Annotated in this window: 15 protein-coding genes; 7 read left to right on the top strand and 8 right to left on the bottom strand. The window is 68.2% G+C overall.

Annotated features, from left to right (window positions below; translation table 11 throughout):
• Positions 1-39: 39 nt before the first annotated feature.
• From AC2JAJ_RS11855 to AC2JAJ_RS11840, 4 genes are all read right to left on the bottom strand, one after another.
• On the bottom strand, positions 40-1,227 hold the full coding sequence (locus AC2JAJ_RS11855) for a fumarylacetoacetate hydrolase family protein (protein WP_486416698.1): 1,188 nt from the start codon (positions 1,225-1,227) through the stop codon (positions 40-42).
• Positions 1,228-1,229: 2 nt separating this feature from the next.
• A complete protein-coding gene (locus AC2JAJ_RS11850; RefSeq protein WP_486415736.1) occupies positions 1,230-2,735 on the bottom strand; it encodes an aldehyde dehydrogenase (NADP(+)) in 1,506 nt (501 codons plus the stop codon).
• Positions 2,732-4,078 (bottom strand): L-fuconate dehydratase, encoded by a 1,347-nt coding sequence (locus AC2JAJ_RS11845; protein ID WP_486415737.1) that lies wholly within the window; start codon positions 4,076-4,078, stop codon positions 2,732-2,734. The genes AC2JAJ_RS11850 and AC2JAJ_RS11845 overlap by 4 nt, the downstream gene beginning before the upstream one ends.
• 194 nt (positions 4,079-4,272) lie before the next feature.
• Entirely contained in the window at positions 4,273-4,995 is a 723-nt protein-coding gene (locus AC2JAJ_RS11840) for a GntR family transcriptional regulator (protein ID WP_221386154.1), read from the bottom strand.
• Positions 4,996-5,227: 232 nt separating this feature from the next.
• On the opposite strand from AC2JAJ_RS11840, the gene AC2JAJ_RS11835 reads away from it, so the two are divergent.
• A complete protein-coding gene (locus AC2JAJ_RS11835; protein ID WP_486415738.1) occupies positions 5,228-6,559 on the top strand; it encodes an MFS transporter in 1,332 nt (443 codons plus the stop codon).
• A 76-nt stretch (positions 6,560-6,635) separates the two neighbouring features.
• Here the strand turns inward: AC2JAJ_RS11835 and pta are convergent, their stop codons facing one another.
• Positions 6,636-8,750 (bottom strand): phosphate acetyltransferase, encoded by a 2,115-nt coding sequence (gene pta / locus AC2JAJ_RS11830; protein WP_486415739.1) that lies wholly within the window; start codon positions 8,748-8,750, stop codon positions 6,636-6,638.
• Positions 8,751-9,103: 353 nt separating this feature from the next.
• Between pta and AC2JAJ_RS11825 the strand changes: the two genes are divergently transcribed.
• From AC2JAJ_RS11825 to AC2JAJ_RS11805, 5 genes are all read left to right on the top strand, one after another.
• Complete coding sequence (locus AC2JAJ_RS11825) at positions 9,104-9,562, top strand: hotdog fold thioesterase (RefSeq protein WP_221386151.1); 459 nt, start codon at positions 9,104-9,106, stop codon at positions 9,560-9,562.
• Between the two features lie 6 nt (positions 9,563-9,568).
• A complete protein-coding gene (gene paaK, locus AC2JAJ_RS11820) occupies positions 9,569-10,945 on the top strand; it encodes a phenylacetate--CoA ligase PaaK (RefSeq protein ID WP_486415740.1) in 1,377 nt (458 codons plus the stop codon).
• 58 nt (positions 10,946-11,003) lie between these two features.
• On the top strand, positions 11,004-11,642 hold the full coding sequence (locus AC2JAJ_RS11815; protein ID WP_221386149.1) for a TetR/AcrR family transcriptional regulator: 639 nt from the start codon (positions 11,004-11,006) through the stop codon (positions 11,640-11,642).
• 101 nt (positions 11,643-11,743) lie between these two features.
• The gene (locus tag AC2JAJ_RS11810) at positions 11,744-12,883 is read left to right on the top strand and encodes a S1C family serine protease (RefSeq protein ID WP_486415741.1); all 1,140 of its coding nucleotides are present in this window, start codon (positions 11,744-11,746) and stop codon (positions 12,881-12,883) included.
• A 31-nt stretch (positions 12,884-12,914) separates the two neighbouring features.
• A complete protein-coding gene (locus AC2JAJ_RS11805; RefSeq protein ID WP_486415742.1) occupies positions 12,915-13,217 on the top strand; it encodes a hypothetical protein in 303 nt (100 codons plus the stop codon).
• An 85-nt stretch (positions 13,218-13,302) separates the two neighbouring features.
• On the opposite strand, the gene AC2JAJ_RS11800 is transcribed toward AC2JAJ_RS11805, so the two are convergent.
• Both AC2JAJ_RS11800 and paaZ read right to left on the bottom strand, forming a co-directional pair.
• Positions 13,303-13,710 carry a VOC family protein gene (locus AC2JAJ_RS11800; protein ID WP_221386146.1) on the bottom strand — a complete coding sequence of 136 codons (408 nt, stop codon included), beginning with the start codon at positions 13,708-13,710 and terminating at the stop codon, positions 13,303-13,305.
• A gap of 138 nt (positions 13,711-13,848) precedes the next feature.
• Positions 13,849-15,960 (bottom strand): phenylacetic acid degradation bifunctional protein PaaZ, encoded by a 2,112-nt coding sequence (gene paaZ, locus AC2JAJ_RS11795; protein WP_486415743.1) that lies wholly within the window; start codon positions 15,958-15,960, stop codon positions 13,849-13,851.
• Positions 15,961-16,102: 142 nt separating this feature from the next.
• Here paaZ and AC2JAJ_RS11790 point away from each other — a divergent pair, with 142 nt between their 5' ends.
• Positions 16,103-16,534, top strand: a complete 432-nt coding sequence (locus tag AC2JAJ_RS11790) for a PaaI family thioesterase (RefSeq protein WP_486415744.1) — start codon at positions 16,103-16,105, stop codon at positions 16,532-16,534.
• A gap of 19 nt (positions 16,535-16,553) precedes the next feature.
• Here AC2JAJ_RS11790 and AC2JAJ_RS11785 read toward each other — a convergent pair whose 3' ends face one another.
• Positions 16,554-19,136 (bottom strand): S1 family peptidase, encoded by a 2,583-nt coding sequence (locus AC2JAJ_RS11785; RefSeq protein ID WP_486415745.1) that lies wholly within the window; start codon positions 19,134-19,136, stop codon positions 16,554-16,556.
• Positions 19,137-19,171: the final 35 nt, after the last annotated feature.

Below are 19,171 nucleotides of genomic sequence, written 5' to 3'. Positions count from 1 at the left end.
CCGCCGTCGCCCTTTGCCGTCCACGACCCGCGTTGAACCTCAGGCCCGCGCTTCCTGCCGCTGCTTCGCCAGGTAGTTGAACAGCTCGCGCAGGCCGAAGGACCAGGCGGGCAGCTCCTCGCACGGCCCCACCCGGTTGACCAGGGCGCCCAGGTGGCGGCTGCGGATGGTCACGACGTCGCCGTGCTTGTGAGTGAAACCCTGCCCCGGGACGTCCCGGTCCTGCGTGGGGGCGAACAGCGTCCCCGTGTACAGCGCGAACCCGTCCGGGTACTGGTGATGGCGGCCGTGCGTTGCCGCCACCAGCTCCTCGAAGGGCCGGCTGATCCGGGCCACGCTGTTCCGCCCTTCCAGCACGTACCCGTCCGGGCCTTCCACCCGAAGCAGGATCTCCTCGTCGCGCAGGGTCTCGAGGGTGAAGGACCCGTCGAAGAGCCGGATCAGCGGGCCGAGCGCGCTGGAGGCGTTGTTGTCCTTGGCCTTGCCCAGCAGCAGGGCGCTGCGGCCCTCCACGTCGCGGAGGTTGACGTCGTTGCCCAGCGTCGCCCCCACCACCTGGCCCCGGGACGTGGCGATGAGCACCAGTTCCGGCTCAGGGTTGTTCCAGGAGGAGAAGGCCGGGATGCCGATGTCCGCGCCGAGCCCCACCGAGGACAGCACGGGCGCCTTGGTGAAGACCTCCGGGTCCGGGCCGATCCCCACCTCGAGGTACTGCGACCACAGGCCTTCGGCAATCAGGACCCGCTTGGCTTCCGCGGCCTCGGCCGAGCCCGGGCGCAGGTCCGCCAGGCTGCCGCCCAGGGCACGGCCCACGAGGTCGCGCACCTCGGCGGCCCGTGCGGCGTCGCCCGCGCAGCGTTCCTCGATGACCCGTTCCACCATGCTGTCCACAAAGGTCACCCCGCAGGCCTTGATGACCTGCAGGTCAACGGGGGCCAGCAGCCGCGCGCGGGTGCCGTCCCCTGCCAGGGAAGCGCTGACGACGTCGGCCGTCGCCCACCGCGGTTCGGCCAGGCTGGGATTGGCCAGGGCCGAGCGGACGGTGGCCGCGGGCTCCGGCAGTTCCAGCAGGTCCGCGACGGTCCCGGCGAGGCGGTGCAGGTCGAAGACAGAGTCCCCGCTGACGGCCACGACACGCGGTCCCCCGGTCTCCGGGTCCCAGACGCGGCCGATGAGCAGCGCCTGGTCGGCGTCCTCGGGCAGGACGGAACCTACGGCGTGGGACAGGCTCACTGCAGTCCCTCCTTCACTGCGCGGGCCGGGTGCTGCCAGATGCCGTCCACCCGTTGCGGTACGCGCCAGGGGTTGCTGTCCTGCAGGGGTTCGGGCAGCCGCGACGCCGGGAACTGCTGGAACGCCACGGGCCGCAGGAACCGGCGGATGGCGGCCGTTCCCACCGAGGTGGTGTTCGAGGTCGTGGCCGGGTACGGCCCGCCATGGTGCTGGGCGTAGCTGACGGTGACGCCGGTGGGCCAGCCGTTCCACAGGACCCGGCCGCTGATGTCCGCCAGCCGGGCAGCCAGGGCGGTGACGTCGTCGTCCGCTTCCGCCTGCAGCGTGGTGGTGAGCTGCCCTTCCAGCAGTTCCGCGAGCGCCGGCAGCTCTGCCTCGTCCGCGTACTCCACCACCAGGCTTGCCGGGCCGAACATCTCCTGCCGCAACAGCTCCGGGTTGCTGCGCACTGCCGCGGCCGTGGTGTGCAGGACGGTGGGGGCGGGCTCGTCCGCGAAGTCACCCTCCACGAGGACGTCCACGCCGCCGCTACCGCGGAGCCGGGCGACGGCCTCCGTGTAGCCGGCGTGCAGGCGCGGGCTGAGCAGCCGGGCGGGCGTGAAGCCGGCCAGCGCCGCCTGCAGCTCCCCGCGGATCCCCTCAGCGTGGCCGGCGGGGACGAACAGCAGCCCGGGCTTGGTGCAGAACTGGCCCATGCCCAGCGTGAAGGAACCCGCGTAGCCGCTGATGATCTCCGCGCGCCGGGCCGCCCAGGCGCCCGGCGTGACGAACACCGCGTTGATGCCGCCCAGCTCGCCGAAGAACGGGATGGGCTCGGGGCGTGCGGAGATGCGGTCCAGCAGCGCGCGGCCCCCAGCGGTGGAGCCGGTGAAGCCGACGGCCTTGACCAGTGGGTGGTCCACCAGGGCCTCGCCTGCCTTCCGGCCGGTCACCAGGGAGAACAGGCCCGACGGCGCGCCGGCACCTTCCAGCGCGTCCAGGACGGCCCGGGCCGTCCTGGCAGCGAGTTCGCGGTGCGCATCGTGGGCCTTGTGCACCACGGCGCAGCCGGCCGCCAGTGCCGAGGCAGTGTCTCCGCCCATCACGCTGAAGGCGAAGGGGAAGTTGGAGGCGCCGAAGACCCCCACCACGCCCAGCGGCACGTTGTACCGGCGGAGGTCGGGGCGGGGGCCCATCCCCCATTCCGGGTCCGCGTGGTCGATGGTGGCGTCGAAGTGCTCACCCAGCCGGATCTCGTCGGCGAAGAGCCGCAGCTGGAAGACTGTGCGCTTCAGTTCACCTTCCAGCCTGGCTGGGGCAAGGTGGGTCTCCTTGACGGCTGTCTCCACGAGTCCCGCTGCGTCGTGCTCCAGCCCGGCGGCCACGGCCTCAAGCCAACCGGCGCGGGTGCCGGGGTCAGCGAGGCGGGCCTGTTCGAAGGCAACCTGTCCGGCTTCGACGGCTGCGTTCAGGTCCTCGGCGGTGCTTGGACCGGCCACGACGGTTTCCGGCGCTGCGCTCATCGGCCGGCTCCGGCTGCGCTGAGGGATCCGCCCGTGACGGCGGCGCGGTTGCCCACTTCCTGCCAGCCGGTGCCGCCCGGGAACTCCCAGTGGCTGCGGGAGGCACTGAGCATCTCGGCGCCGGTGCCCGGCAGTTCCGGTGCGGCGTAGCGGCCATCGACGATGCGGACGGGCTCGGCGAAGTGCTCGTGCAGGTGGTCCACGAACTCGATCATCCTGTTGTCCTGGCTGCGGGCCACCACGGCGTAGTCGAAGAAGGAGAAGTGCTGGACCAGTTCGCACAGGCCCACGCCTCCAGCATGCGGGCAGACGGGCACCCCGAACTTGGCGGCCAGGAGGAGGATGGCGATGTTCTCGTTGACGCCGGCCACCCGGGTGGAGTCAAGCTGCAGCACGTCGATGGAACCGGCCTGCAACAGCTGCTTGAAGATGATCCGGCTCTGCACGGCTTCACCGGTGGCCACGCGGACGGGGCTGACACCCTTGCGGATCTCGGCGTGGCCCAGGACGTCGTCGGTGCTGGTGGGTTCTTCGATCCAGTAGGGGTTGAACTCGGCCAGCTGGTTGACCCACTCCACGGCTTCGGACACTTCCCAGCGCTGGTTGGCATCGATGGCGATGGGGAGGTTGCCCACGGCTTCACGGGCCAGGGCCATGCGGCGGCGGTCGTCGTTGATGTCGCCGCCCACCTTGAGCTTGATCATGGAGAACCCGTCGGCGGCGGCTTCCTTGCTGAGCCGCACGAGCTTCTCGTCGCTGTAGCCGAGCCAGCCCGGGCTGGTGGTGTAGGCGGGGAAGCCGCCGGCCTTGAGCTCGGCAATGCGCTGCTCCTTGCCTTCCTGGCCGGCCCGGAGGATCTCCAGCGCTTCCTCGGGGCTGAGGGCGTCGCGTATGTGGGTGAAGTCCACCACGCTGACCAGTTCCTCCGGCGTCATCTCGCTGAGGAGCAGCCAGAGGGGCTTGTTCTCCCGGCGGGCCCGGATGTCCCAGAGAGCACTGACCAGGGCACCGCAGGCCATCTGCGTGACGCCCTTTTCGGGTCCGAGCCAGCGGAGCTGGGAATCGTGGATGAGGAGCCGGGACGCAGCGCCGAGGTCGGAGATCAGTTCGTCGATGTCGCGTCCCACCAGCAGGCGTGCGTAGGCATCGATGGCGGCGGTCAGGATCTCGTTGCCGCGGCCGCAGCTGAAGACGAAACCGTGGCCTTCGTCGCCCGCGTCGGTGCGGATCACCACGTAGGCGGCGGAGTAGTCGGGGTCAACGTTGACCGCGTCTGAACCGTCAAGCTCCAGGGACGTGGGAAAGCGTACGTCCTGGGTCTTGATGGAGGTGATGGATGGCATGGGGCTTCTTCTTTCGTGAAAGGGCGTCATTCGAGGTTCCTATATGAATTACAATAATCATATAGGAACTGTGATGCACGTCAATCCTCCGGCTCCTCCGGAAGGGCCGGCCCCCGGGCCGCACGCCAAAAAGCCCCGGCCGCAGCGAACGGGTTCGGTTGCTGCGGCCGGGGCCATGACATGTGCTTGGCACCCTAGGTGATGATGCGCTTCCGCGGCGGTCCACTGTCCGCCAGCGGCTCCAGTCCGCCCCCGAACGCCTGGGCGAACCTGTCGAAGGAGTTGTGGATATGGGTGGTCATGGCAGCCTCCGCCCCCTCCGGATCGCAGGCCGCGATGGCTTCCCGCACCGCGGTGTGTTCGGCCACCGTGATGGCTCCGTCCACGTCCGCCGGGTACAGCCGGAACGTGTGCAGGTGGCAGTGCGTTTGGGCGAACGCGTGGCGCACCACCGGGTTTCCGGAGGCCGCGAGGATGGTGTCATGGAAGCGCGTATCGTGTGCCACCAGGTCCTGCCGCAGGTCGCCGGCGGACTTCATGGCGTCCCTGAACCCGGCCAGCTCCTTCTCCAGTGCGGCCGCCGGGTTGGCCAACCGGTCGACGGCGGCGGCGCGGGCCGCCCAGGGCTCCACCAGGAGCCGGAATTCGAACAATGACCGCAGCTCGGGCAGGCCGAGCAGCGGCGTAGTGCTGTAGCCGCGGCCAGGGTTGTAGACCACCAGGTTGTCACCCTCGAGCCGCTGCAGCACCTCCCGCACAGGCGTCTGGGACACGCCCAGGCTGCGGGCCACGCCGTCGATGTTGATGCGCGTGCCCGGTGAAATTTCGCCTTCAAGGATGGCGGCGCGCATGGAGGCATAGACGTCCGCGGACGCGGCCTTGCCTCGGGATGTGTCGGACGATGGACGTGGGGGCACGCGTGGACCTCTGGGTTCGAAAAACGGAAGGGACTTGCTGTGGGGAATCATAAGCCACCGCCGCTTCCGGAACGGCTGCCGGACGGATTTTGGGGAAGGGCTTGATCCAGATCACAAAATCTATATGATTAACCAGATTCCTATATGATTTGGCGCCGTGATCTTCGGCGTTCTTCCCCTCCCCGCCGGTGCCCCAGGCACCCAAAGCCATGTTTACGTCGAAGGAGACCGCATGACTGCGCTCGGCAACAACACCAATGCCGCCACCTCCACCGCAGCGCCGCGACTGATGACCCGCAAACGCTGGGTCATCATCTGGCTTGCCTTTCTAGGCCTCAGCATCAACTATCTCGACCGTTCCAGCCTGAGCGTCGCCCTGCCGTTCATGGGCAAGGACTTCGAACTCAGCGCCACACAACAGGGCCTGATCTTCGCCGCCTTCTTCTGGGCCTACGACTTCTTCCAGCTCGCCGCCGGCTGGTACGTGGACAAGGTCGGCCCGCGCCGGTCCTTCTCACTGGCCGCCGTATGGTGGTCCGTGTTCACGATGGTCACCGCAGCGGCAACGAGCTTCTGGTCGCTCTTCGCCGCCCGCTTCCTCCTTGGCGTCGGCGAGAGCCCCGCGCCCAGCACCGCAGCCAAGGTGGTGGCAACCTGGTTCCCCGTCCGGGAGCGCGCCTTCGCCACCAGCATCTGGGACTCCGGATCCCGCGTCGGCGCGGTGATTGCCCTGCCGATTGTCACCCTGATCGTCGCGTTCACCTCCTGGCACGCGGTCTTCATCATCATCGGCGTCCTCGGAATCATCTGGGCGGCCGTGTGGTGGAAGTACTACCGCAGCCCGGAAGAGCACGCCGGCGCCAACGAGGCAGAGGTCAGCTACATCCAGGAAGGCGGCGCCCGCGGTGCGGCAAGCGATGACGAAGGCGCAGCCAAGCTCCCCTGGCGCTCACTCTTCAAGTACCGCACCATCCTCAGCATGATGTTCGGCTTCTTCTGCCTGAACAGCGCCATCTACTTCTTCATCACGTTCTTCCCCAGCTACCTGGTGAAGGAACGCGGTTTCGACCTCCTCAAGCTCGGCTTCTTCGGCGCCATCCCCGGCATCTGTGCCGTCCTGTTCGGCTGGCTCGGTGGCTACCTGGCAGACCGTGCCGTCCGCGCCGGTTCCCCGGTCAGCAAGGTCCGCAAGACGGCCATCGCCGGCGGCCTTGCCGGCGGCTCGGTCATCATGTTCGCCGCGCTGGTTCCGGAGGCCTGGATGGCCCTGGCCCTGCTGTCCGTCGCGTACTCCAGCCTCACGGTGGCCGCCACCGGCATCTGGTCGCTGCCGGCCGACGTCGCCCCGAGCTCACGCCACGTCGGCTCCATCGGCGGCCTGCAGAACTTCGCCTCCAACCTGGCCGGTATTTTCACCCCCATCCTGATCGGCGTGCTGGTTGACCAGACCGGTTCCTTCGTGGCACCCCTTGCCGTGATCGGCGCCATCTCCCTCATCGGCGCTGCGAACTACCTGTTCGTCATCGGCAAGATCGAGCCCCTGAAGGTCAAGGCAGCCGCCTGACCCCAAAGCACCCCACGGATAAGGACGACGCCGGCACCCGCGAAAGTGCCGGCGTCGTCCTTTGCGGGTTGCGGCCTTAGACGCCCGCCGCGTGCGCCGGGCCCTGGTCCCGCGCCGGAACCTGCGCCTGCGCCTGGATCGCCGTAATGGCCACCGTGTTCACGATGTCCTCCACCGTGCAGCCGCGCGAGAGGTCGTTCACGGGCTTGCGCAGCCCCTGCAGGACCGGACCGACGGCGACCGCGCCGGAGCTCTGCTGGACCGCCTTGTACGTGTTGTTGCCCGTGTTCAGGTCCGGGAAGATGAAGACCGTGGCCTGCCCCGCCACCGATGACCCCGGCATCTTCGACGCCGCGATGGAAGCGTCCACGGCGGCGTCGTACTGGATGGGCCCCTCCACGGCGAGGTCCGGGCGCCGCTCGCGCACCAGTTCGGTGGCCTGCCGCACCTCGTCCACCGCCTCCCCGGCACCGGAGCCGCCCGTGGAGTAGGACAGCATGGCCACCCGCGGCTCCACCCCGAACTGCGCGGCGGTCTCGGCAGACGCCAGCGCGATGTCCGCCAGCTGCTCCACGTTCGGGTCCGGGTTTACGGCGCAGTCGCCGTAGACCAGCACCCGGTCCGGCATGAGCATCAGGAACACCGAGGACACGATCTTCACGCCGGGCCGGGTCTTGACGAACTCGAGGGCCGGCCGGATGGTGTGGGCCGTGGTGTGCGCGGCGCCGGACACCATGCCGTCCACCACGCCCAGCTGCACCATCATGGTGCCGAAGTAGCTCACGTCCTGCATGATCTCCAGGGCCTTGGCCAGGTCCACCCCCTTGTGCGCCCGAAGCTCGGCGTACTTCTCCGCGAACGTCTGCCGCAGGTCCGACGTCGCCGGGTCCACGATGTTGATACCCGTGAGGTCGATGCCGCTGGCCGCCGCGAGCTCGCGGACATCCGATTCGGGGCCGAGGACCGTGAGGTCGCAGACACCGCGGCGGTGCAGTATTTCGGCCGCCCGCAGGATGCGCACATCCGTCCCCTCGGGCAGCACCACGTGCCGGCGTTGGGCCCTGGCCCGCTCGATGAGGTCATGAAGGAAGCGCAGCGGCGTCATCCGCTCGGGCCGCGGCAGGTGCAGCCGCTCCACCAGCTCGGTCTCGTCCACCCGGCGCGACCACAGCCCCAGGGCGGACGCCACCTTGCGCCGGTGCCCGGACCAGATCTCGCTGCGGACCTCCGAGACGCGCTTTGCAGTGGTGTAGGTATCGTCCTGCGCGGCGAACACCGGGAACGGGGCCTGCGCCAGCAGCGGATAGATGTTGGCGTCCGGCGCCAGGCCGCCGGTGAGCACCAGGGCCGAGGGAACGGGAAATTCCGGCGAGAACGACGACGCCAGGCAGGCCACCATCACGTCAGCCCGGTCGCCCGGCACGATCACCAGGGCGCCCTCGTCCAGCACGTTGAGGAAGTTGCCCACGTTCATGGCGGCCACCTTGATGTCCTTGACGTCGCGCTCCATGTCCGCCCGGCCCGCGATCTGCCGGACACCAAGCGCCGCGGCCACCTCGCCGGTGGTGGGCCGGGCGATGTCCTCCAGCTCGGGAAAGATGTACACGGGCCGGTTCGAGGCGCCGGGCTTGAGGGCCGCGGCGATCCCGTCCAGGTCCTCCGGGTCCGCGCGGTTCACCATGATGGCCAGCAGCGAGCACCGTTCGGCGGCAAGCTCCTTGCGCGCGACTTCGACGGCTGCGGCGGCCTCGGCCACGGTGCGCCCCTTTGCCCCCACCACGGCCACCACCGGCGTGGCGAGGTTGTTGGCCAGGCGTGCGTTGAGGTCGAATTCGACGGCGGCGTCCTGGCCCGTCAGGTCCGTCCCCTCCACGATCACCACGTCGCAGTGCCGGGCGATCTCCGCGTAGATTTCCACGCAGCGCGCGTCGATTTCGGCCCGGTTGCCTTCGGCCAGCAGGGTGCGGACCTCCTCGAAGGTCAGGCCGCCGCGGCAGAGCCGGTCCTCCAGCCCGAACCGCGATTTCATCAGGGCCACCATGGGGTCGTCGAAGGCCGTGCGGCCGGTGACCACCGGTTTGAAGAAGCCGATCCTGTCCGCGTGCCGGTGCAGGGTGTCCGCCAATCCCAATGCCACCAGGGACTTGCCTGATCCGGGAGTGGTTGCGCTGACGTAGATGCCCTTGGCCATGGTCCGCCCTTTGCTTGTTGCTGGTGCCGGTTGCGTTCCATCCTTGCACTTCCGTCCACGCCGGATGCCACTCCACCCGGCATCGGCTGGTCCGTAGCTGCCGTTTTGAGCAGCCCAAAGGACGACGACGCGGCCCACGCCGGCCGGGTTCCCTTGTGCCTTCCAGCCCAGTTGCTATTTCCCTCCAACGAGCGGCGCGCCGCGGACGACGGCGTGTCCCCGCCTTCGGTCCCTCGAACCGGCCGAGTAAGCGGGCAGGAAGGCACGCATCAAGTCCTCCTCCCCTTGACACCGGACCCCCTGATGGGATTACCTAATGAACATTCGGTAAATAAAGCTGGAGGCAATGACGCATGGCTGAAGCAACAATCTCCGGGGCCACCCACCCCATCCTGGAAAACGACTACGCCTCCGAATGGATGGGAATCGAGGTCCTCGCCCTCAGCGACGGCCACGCCACCATCCGCATGACCCTCCGGCAAGAAATGCTCAACGGCTTCGGCATGGCCCACGGCGGAATGATCTTCGCCTTCGCGGACTCCGCCTTCGCCTTGGCGTGCAACCCCGCCACCCCGGCACCCGGCGAGGAAAACAACATCACCGTGGCAGCCGGCGTCGACATCAATTTCCTCAAGCCCGCCTACCGCGGCCAGGTGGTCACCGCCATCGCCAACCGGCGCTCAACGGTGGGCCGCAGCGGCCTGTACGACATCCAGATCTTCGCCGCCGACCCCACCCAGCAGCCCGCCGCCACCCCGGGCGAACTCATTGCCGAGTTCCGCGGACGCAGCCGCACCATCTCCAAGAAGTAGGAACCCATGACCCTGCATGCCCCCGAAACCCCCGCCACCACCGCTCCCGCCTCAACGGACACCACGGCCACCGACGCCGTCCTGGACCGCGAGGAAACCATCTCCCGCGACGAGCTCGAAGCCCTCCAGCTCAAGCGGCTGCAGGACACGGTGGCGTACGCCTACGACCGCGTGCCGCTGTACAAGCGCAAGTTCGACGAGGCCGGCATCCACCCCAGCGACCTGCGCGAACTGGAGGACCTGGGCAACTTCCCCTTTACCACCAAGGACGACCTGCGCGCCGAATACCCGTTCGGCATGTTCGCCGTACCGCAGAGCGAAGTGGCCCGCATCCACGCCAGCTCGGGCACCACGGGCCGGCCCACCGTCGTCGGCTACACCAAGCAGGACCTGGCGGACTGGGCCAAGCTCGTGGCCCGCAGCTTCCGCGCCTCCGGCATCCGCCCCGGCATGAAGGTCCACAACGCCTACGGCTACGGCCTCTTCACCGGCGGCCTGGGCGCGCACGCCGGCGCCGAAGCCCTGGGCTGCACCGTCATTCCCATGTCCGGCGGCCAGACCGAACGCCAGATCCAGCTGATCCAGGACTTCCAGCCGGACGCCATCCTGGCCACCCCCACCTACCTGCTGACCATCGCCGACGCCATGGCGCACATGGGCATCGACCCCGCCTCCACGTCGCTGAAATTCGCCGTGCTCGGCGCGGAACCGTGGACCCAGGAGATGCGGCACGAGCTCGAGGTCATGATGAACATCAAGGCCTGCGACATCTACGGCCTGTCCGAGGTCATGGGCCCTGGCGTGGCCGGCGAAGCCGTGGAAACCCAGGACGGCAGCCACATCTGGGAGGACCACTTCCGCCCCGAGATCATCGACCCCTTCAACCCCGCCCCAGGCAAGGAAAACGTCCTGCGCGACGGCGAACACGGCGAGCTGGTCTTCACCTCGCTCACCAAGGAAGCCCTGCCGATCATCCGCTACCGCACCAAGGACCTCACCCGGCTCCTGCCGGGCACGGCCCGCCCCGCGCACCGCCGGATGGGCCGCATCACCGGCCGCAGCGACGACATGATCATCCTGCGCGGCGTGAACCTGTTCCCGTCCCAGATCGAGGAAATCGCCCTGCGGATCCCCGAACTGAGCCCGCACTTCCAGCTCGAGCTCACCCGGCCCGAAGGCCAGCGGATGGACCAGCTGACCGTCCGGATCGAGCGCCGGGACGCCGTCACTGTTGAGCAGAGCACGACGGCGGGACGCACACTGAAGGAGCAGATCAAGATCCACGTGGGTTCTTCGTGCACGGTGGACGTGGTGGAACCCGGCTCGCTGGAGCGGTCCAACGGCAAGCTGCGCCGGATCTACGACCTGCGGCCGAAGGGATAGCCGCGGCGGCACCGCACGCGTCCCGGACCTACCGAACGTTCATGAGAAACTAGCCTCTATGCCCAGCCCCACTGAAACCACCAGCACCAACGGCACGGCCGTCAACGGCACAGCCAAGCGGGGCCGGCCCGGCTACGACCAGCAGTCCGTGCTGCGGATCGCTGTGGACGTCTTCAACCGGCACGGCTATGACGCCACCTCAATGGGCATCCTGGCCGAGAACCTGGGCATCTCCAAGTCCGCCATCTACCACCACGTGCCGTCCAAGGGCGATCTGCTCAAGCTCGCCCTGGACCATGCCCTGGGCGGACTGGAGGCCATCCTGGAGCAGCCCGAGGCTACCTCCGGCGCGGCGGACGCCCGCCTGGAGTTTGTGCTGCGCGAGACGGTGGCCGTGCTGGTGGACCGGCTGCCGTTCGTCACGCTGCTCCTGCGGCTGCGTGGCAACACGGAGATCGAGCGGGATGCGCTGGAACGCCGGCGCGCGTTCGACCACAAGGTGGCCGGCCTGATTTCCGCGGCCCGGGACGAGGGCTCGCTGCGCCAGGACATCGACCCCCGGACCGTCTCCCGGCTCCTCTTCGGCATGATCAACTCGATCGTCGAGTGGTACCGGCCGGGCGGCTCCCTGTCCCCCAAACGGCTGGCTGACGACGTGATCACCATGGCGTTCGACGGCCTTCACGCGGACGCATAGGCATCCCGCAGCCCTCCCGGCGCCAATAATAAGCGTGCTTGGTATTTTCCCTGCTCCCCGGCTACGGTGGTAGAAAGCCACCGTCCGCAGGGAGGTTCCAGATGCCACTGGCCACCAGTCCGGCCCGCCCTACCCGGCACCGGACCGCCACCGGAGCAGCGCTGCTGGCTGCCGCCGTCGCGCTTTCCGCCTGCACCGGCTCGCCCGCTCCCCCGGCTCCCACCGGGTCCTCCACGGGCCAGCCATCGGCCTCCGCCGGCTCCGCGCCGGCCCCCTCCACCGCCGGGTCCACCTCCGGGGCGGCCCCGGCAACCGGCACGGACGCGGGCACTGCGGCAGGCAACCTGCCGCAGCTCGTCGAAAACCTCTCGCCCTCCGTGGTCACCATCTTCACCGAGGGCGGACTGGGCAGCGGCGTGGTGTACTCCGCGGACGGGCTGATCCTCACCAACGAACACGTCATCCGCGGCGCCACCAACGTCGAGGTGGGGTTCGCCGACGGCCAGCGGGTGGAAGGGACGGTCAAGGCCAGCGACGCCGTGACGGACCTGGCGCTGGTGCAGGCCAAACGTACCGGCCTGCCGAAGCCCACTTACCAAAGCAACCTGCCCAAGGTGGGCGAGGGCGCCCTGGTCCTGGGCTCCCCCCTTGGCTTTGAGAACACCGCCACCGCCGGCATCATCTCCGGCCTGCACCGCTCCATCCCCGGCTCGGCCTCCAACAGCCTGTCCCTGGTGGACCTGATCCAAACCGACGCGCCGATCAGCCCGGGGAACTCCGGCGGCGCCGTCATCAATATGCGCGGCGAGGTGATCGGTATCAGCGAGGCCTACATCCCGCCGTCGTCCGGCGCTGTTTCCCTGGGCTTCGCCATTCCCGCGGCCACTGCCGTTGACGTCGCCGAGGAGCTGCTGGCCACCGGCAGCGCCAAGCACGCCTACCTGGGCCTGACCCCCGGCGAGCTGACGGCGCAGATCGCCGAGCAGCTGGGCGTCGAGGAAGGGGCCGGCGTCGTGGTGCTCGCCGCCGACGCAGACGGACCGGCGGGGCGCGCAGGAATCCGTCCGGGCGACGTCCTGGAGTCCATGGAGGGGGCGAAACTCACCACTCCCGAGCAACTCCTGGCGGAACTGCGCAAGCGCAACCCCGGCGATACCGTGGGGTTGAAGGTCAAGCGCGGCGACCAGAGCCTGGATGTCAAGGTTGACCTCACCGACCGGCCCGCCGGAACCAACCGATAGTCCAACCACCACCCGATAGGAAGGTAAGAACATGAGCCACAAGGAAGAACCCGACGCAGGCTTCATCGTGCCCGATCCGTCCAAGATCCGCGAGGACATTCCCGGCGATGCCGGCGATGAAGCAAACGTGATCCGCTTCAGCGAGGAGCAGGCCCTGATCGAGGAACAGTCGCACGGTATCAGGCCCGAAACCTACAGCGTTCCCTCGGGAGGGCCCACCATGGAGGAGGCCCGCGGGAACATGGACCTCTCCGACCGCAGCGAGTCCGGCGGCGGCACGGGCCCGGAGGATGACAGCAGCGACGACAGCCTGCACGGCGGCGCCGAAAGCTGAACCGCACCGCATATCTGGGCCGTACGGCACAGACCGCAGCAGGGGCGTCCCGATCCGACCGGGGCGCCCCTGCTGTCTTGTGCAGCTAGAGCTGGTACTCGAGCCTGCCGCCGAGGTTTTCATGGACGCACAGGATATTGTGCTCGGTGTCCATGAACCAGGCGCACTTCTCCGAGTCCGTGGTGCAGATGTGGTTCTCCGTCTTCAGGGTGGGCAGGTTGTAGTCCTGGAACCTGACACCCCGGGCTTCCATGTCCCGGACGGTCGCCTCGATGTCCGTGACCTCGAAACTCAGGGCGGTGTGCTCTGAGTGCTTCCCGTCGGATACCGTCATCAACTCCAGCAACGGGCCGCCGTCGATACCGAGCAGTTCGTTGCCGTCGTCCGTCACTCCGCGGTGCGGCAACCCGAGCTTCTCGGTGTAAAAACGGCGGGCGCGTTCCGCGTCATCGACCGGCAGGATGGTTATGGCCGAGTTCATTGTCAGATGCATGGCGCACCTCCTTGTGAGCAGAATCTTACGCCCGCGAAACCTAAAAGGAACCCGCCCTTCTTCCCCCGATGCTCTATCACTTTTGGTCCCTAAAACCGGGGTTTAGGGACCAAAAGTGATAGAGCAACTGGAGGGTTGTTACTTCTCGACGAGGGTGAGGACGTCGTAGGTGGCCACGATGTCGTCGTCCTGGTTGGTGAGGACGGCGTCCCAGGCCACCTCGCCGTATTCATCGGTTTCGCGCGGGGTGATCTTCTTGGCCGTCAGCGTCACCCGGATGGAGTCGCCCGCTGCCACGGGCGTAATGAAGCGCAGGTTCTCCAGGCCGTAGTTCGCCAGGACGGGGCCCGGGGCCGGCTCCACGAACAGGCCGGCACCCCAGGACAGCAGCAGGTAGCCGTGCGCGACGATGCCCGGGAAGAAGGGGTTGGCTTCCGCGGCCTCTTGGTTGGTGTGCGCGTAAAACGTGTCCCCGGTGGAGTTGGCGAACGCCGTGATGTCCTCCAGGGTGACCTGCCGGAGGTCGGAGCGGACGGCGTCGCCGATCCGGAGGCTGGAAAGGTGCTTCCGGAACGGATGCGTCCCCTCGGTCTCGAGCGTGAAGTTCCGGTCCGCTCCGGCATGCCAGACGCCGGTGACAGCAGTGAGCATGTTGGGCGAGCCCTGGATGGCGGTGCGCTGCATGTGGTGCAGGACGGAGCGGATGCCGCCAAGCTCCTCGCCGCCGCCGGCGCGGCCGGGTCCGCCGTGGACCAGGTGCGGCACGGGCGAGCCGTGGCCGGTGGACGAGCGGGCATCCTCGCGGTTGAGCATCAGGACGCGGCCGTGGTGTGCGGCGATGCCGGTGACCAGTTCCCGAGCCACGTCGGCATCGTTGGTGCACACGGACGCCACCAGCGACCCGCCACCGCGGGCGGCGAGGCGGACGGCGTCGGGGAGGTCCTGGTAGCCAACCACGGAGGATACGGGCCCGAACGCTTCCAGCGAGTGGATGGCTTCGGCCTCCGGGTTGTCCCAGTTCAGGACCACGGGGGCCATGAACGCGCCACCCTCCACTACCCCGGTGGTTCCGTCGGCGGAGGTGACCGACGGCGATTCGAGGGTTCCGTACGCAAGCTCACCGCCGGCGTCGAGCATGGCCTGCACGGCCGCACGGACGTCCTCAAGCTGCTCCACGGACGCCAGCGCGCCCATGGTGACGCCCTCGCCGCGGGGGTCGCCCAGGACAACCCGTTCAGAGATCCGCTTGCCGATGGCGGCGGAGACGGCGGGGACCAGTTCCTGCGGCACGATGGCGCGCCGGATGGCGGTGCACTTCTGGCCGGCCTTGACAGTCATCTCGGTGACCACGGACTTGACGAAGGCCTCAAATTCCGGGGTGCCCTCCACGGCGTCGGGCCCAAGGATCGCGGCGTTCAGGGAGTCGGTCTCCGAGGTGAAGCGGACGCCGCCCTCCACCACATTGGGGTGGGACTTCAGGGACTTGGCCGTGGAGGCGGAACCGGTGAAGGCCACCAGGTCGCGGTAGTCCAGCACATCCAGGAGGCCGCGGACCGAGCCGGAGACCAGCTGCAGCGAGCCCTTGGGCAGGATGTTGGACTCAACGATGGCCTTGACCACGGCTGCTGCAACGTAGCCGGTGGGGGTTGCAGGCTTGACGATGGTGGGGACTCCGGCGATGAACGCGGGGGCGAATTTCTCGAGCATGCCCCAGACCGGGAAGTTGAACGCGTTGATCTGCACTGCGACGCCCGGGATCCGGGTGTAGATGTGCTCGCCGGCGAAGGAACCGTCCTTGGACAGCACCTCCATGGGCCCGTCCACCACCACCTGCGAGTTGGGCAGCTCGCGGCGGCCCTTGGAACCGAACGTGAAGAGGACGCCGATCCCGCCGTCGATGTCCACCATCGAATCGATCTTGGTGGCGCCGGTCTGGTAGGAGAAGCCGTAGAAGTGCTCCCTGCGGGCGTTCAGGTACTGGGCCAGCTCTTTGAGCTTGAGGGCACGCTGGTGGAAGGTCAGCTTGCCCAGCTCGGACTGGCCTGTGGTGCGGCCGTACTCAACCACTGCTCCGAGGTCCAGGCCCTCCGTGCTGACCTTGGCCAGGATCTCCCCCGTGCTCGCATCACGGACAGGGACAGCGGAAGCCGACAATCCGGCGTCGGGCGTCCACCAGGCATCCATGACGAAGCTGGGCACTGTCTCCACGGTGTCGACCGTGGCCTGGGGAGCTGTGGCGGTGGTGGTCATCGTTGACGGGTCCTTCCAACAAGGGTGCAGGAAACAGGCAGATCATTACTGACCGTCCGTTCGGTAATATATTTACCATACAGGAATGTGCCCCGGTGCACACTAGAAGCCGGTGCATAAACCGCCATCCGAAGGAGAGCACATGAGCGTCCCCACCCCCGACCACTCCCCCACCCAGCACGAACTGTGGAAGATTACGCTCGGCGAGCTTGACGAGAAGATGGGCGTGAAGATCCTGGAGGAGTCCGTGGAGCGCGTGGTGGCCACCATGCCCGTGGAGGGCAACCGGCAGTCCTTCGGGCTGCTGCATGGCGGCGCCTCCTTGGCCGTGGGCGAGGCCGTGGGGTCCTGGGCCGCCGTTATCCACGCCAGCACCATGGGCAAGACGGCGGTGGGCGTGGACGTCTCCGCCACGCACCACCGTTCCGCCCGCGAGGGCCAGGTGACCATCACGGCGACCCCGATCCACCTGGGCGGCACGCTGACCACGCATGAGGTGCTGATCACCAACGACGCCGGCCAGCGGCTTTGCACCCTGCGCATCACCAACCTGCTGATGCGGCGCCACAAGTAGCGGCTACCGGGGGTGCCGGCTACCGGGTGGAACGCTTCCGGCGCCGGACCACCACCGTCAGTAGGGCCCCGGCGACGACGGCCGCCACGGCGGCCATCGCTGCGGGGACCAACGCGGAGGAGCCAGTGTATGCGAGACCGCCAGCGGCGGAGCGGCCGGTGTTTCCGCCCGTATCGGCAAGGGCAGCGGGTGCAGTGGCAGGCGGGGCATCAACGGAAAACGTGACGCGGGCCGGGGCCGAATCAACACCGTCCACTGCTTGCGTCACCAGCATGGTGTGGCTGCCGACAGCCAGTCCTGCGGGAAACGGTGCGGTCCATCCGCCACCTGCCACCAGGACCAGCGGCGACAGGGCGTTTCCGGCAGAGCGTGCTCCCGCAGTCCCGGCAACCACCGTGCCACCGGCAGGCTTCCCGTCGATGGACACAGCCACATCCGCGCCGTCCACTCCGGTCCCCGAGATCGTTGCCGGCAGGGCGTCCTGCACGAGGTGCTGCCCCTCGGAAATGCTCGACACCGCCGGGGGCGGCGGCATGACGGCAAAGTTCGCCGATGTTGCAGGGCTGTCCGGGAGTCCGGGGTAGGACTGCACTGCCGTTACGTGCACCGTTCCGTACGCGCCCGGGGTGGCCAGCTTGATCGACCAGCGGCCGTCCGCGCCGACCAATGCCGAGCCGGCGACGTCACCGGACAGGGCCACCGTGGCTCCGGGCGTCCCGGTGCCTTCGACCGTTTCCAAGGCGGGCAACGGATCTGCGGCGGCGGTGATGGTCGGCGCGGGAAGGAACGAGGGGGAAATGGTGACGCTTAGTGGTACCGCACCGGACCGGCTCAAGCCGTTCACGGTCTCGGCCTCGAACGTGAACGGGCCCGGTGCTTCCGGCGCCGTGAAGGACCAGTTGCCGCCGGCATCCACGGGTACCTCAAACGGCTGCCGTCCGGCGTAGGTGATGCGGACCTGCGATCCGGCGGCCACGGCGGAAGCGGGGGCTGCCGGGACGCGGCCGGTGATGCTGGTGCCGGCCTTGAACGTATTGTCGGCTGGGCCCACCAGCGCGGGCTTGTTCAGGAAGAGCTCCAGCTGGTAGCCGGGCAGGACTTTGAGGGAGTCCTGGAGGGTGGCCGCCACGGCAATGTTCTGGGCACCGCCCGACTCCCCGGCGGAATGCGTGCCAACCGCGAAGTTTCCGCTGATCCACGGACCGCCCGAGTCGCCTCCGGCGGACTGCACGTCGTAGGACAGGAACCCGTTGAACGCGCGGATGTCGTTGTGACGGGGATCCGTGGGGTCGTCGACGTAAGTGGGGCCGCCAACCAGGAAGATCCCGACGGCGCTGATGTGGCCGCAGGACCATCCCGTCCTCCACCCGGAGCGGCAGACCGGCATGCCCACCACCGGCGGAGCGGTTCCAATGATTTTGACGTCCGGGCCCGGCTCCGACGGGCTTTCATATGTACTGCTGGCCGGCAATGGGTCCAGGTCCTGCCTGATGTCTCCGATGACTGCAATGTCCGTTCCCACATTGCCCGGGGTGGGGCTGTTTGGATTCAGCACCGGGGTGTTTCCGGGACCGCCAAACTGGCTGAACTGGAAGCTGCCCAGCCGGCCGGCTGTGTTTCCCCCAAGAAGCAGGTCCACTGTGGTTGCTGTCCCATCTTCTGCGCAGTGTCCGGCCGTCAGCACAGCAGGCAGCCCCGCGGGATCGAAGGCGGAGAAGCCTGTGGAACAGGTGAACCCGGTATCGGACCTGTAGCCGACACCGCCGGGGACCTCAGCTTCCGGCTTGAGGGGGGCGGCGCCGTCGAGCACAACGTTGGCGTACCTGGAGACGAACTCGGCCGGTGTTATTTTTCCGGGACTGGCGCCAGCCCCTGCCGTTGCGGGGGCCGCTGCGGGAGCCGTTGCCGTTGCCTTACCGTCACGTGCCGATTGGGCCGCGGCAACTCCGCCCGTGCGGATCACGAACTTTCCGGCGTCTGAAACCACGGCCTGCAACCCTGTTGTCCCCACCTCGCGGAGGTAGGCCTGGAAGAGCTGCTCAGCGCTGACTGCGATTTCGCGGGCAGGAGGCGCCTCGCCAGTTGAAGAACCCTGAGGCTGCTGCGGCACGGTGGACGGTGTTTGCGGTTCCGGTGCAGGGGCGGCTGGAGCCGTCGGGGCCACCACCACGAACTCCGCCCCACCGGACTTGTTCAGTTCATCCACCCGGGCCTGGAGGGCAGGGCCGCTGCCTTGGACCTGGATCTTTCCGTTCCCGAGGCTGAGACCGACGTACCCCGCGATGCCCCGCAGGGAGTCCAGGGCCTGCATCGCTTTCCGGCCAAGCTCGCCGCTGGCGTTGAATTCGGCCAGGCTCATGCCCAGGTCGCGGAGGACCGCCTCGGACAGACCATCGCTGGACAGACCATCGCTGGACAGGCCCTCGCCGCTCAGGCCATCACCGGGGACGGCAGCCGAAGCCGGGGTGCCCGCGGGAGCGGGGCGGGCATCGGGGGTCTCGGCGAACGCGGTGGGCCCAAGGCCGGCACCCAGCGTGAAGAAGACACCGGCCATCGCCCCTGCCGCAAGAATCCTGTTCCTTGGTGCTGCGGTTCTGCTCATGTTCGTCTCTCCGCCGATCGACGTGACTGAGGAAC

Source organism: Arthrobacter sp. MOO21, assembly GCF_057369995.2.
Note: the sequence above shows the minus strand (reverse complement) of the source record. Positions and strands in the feature narration are given on the sequence as shown.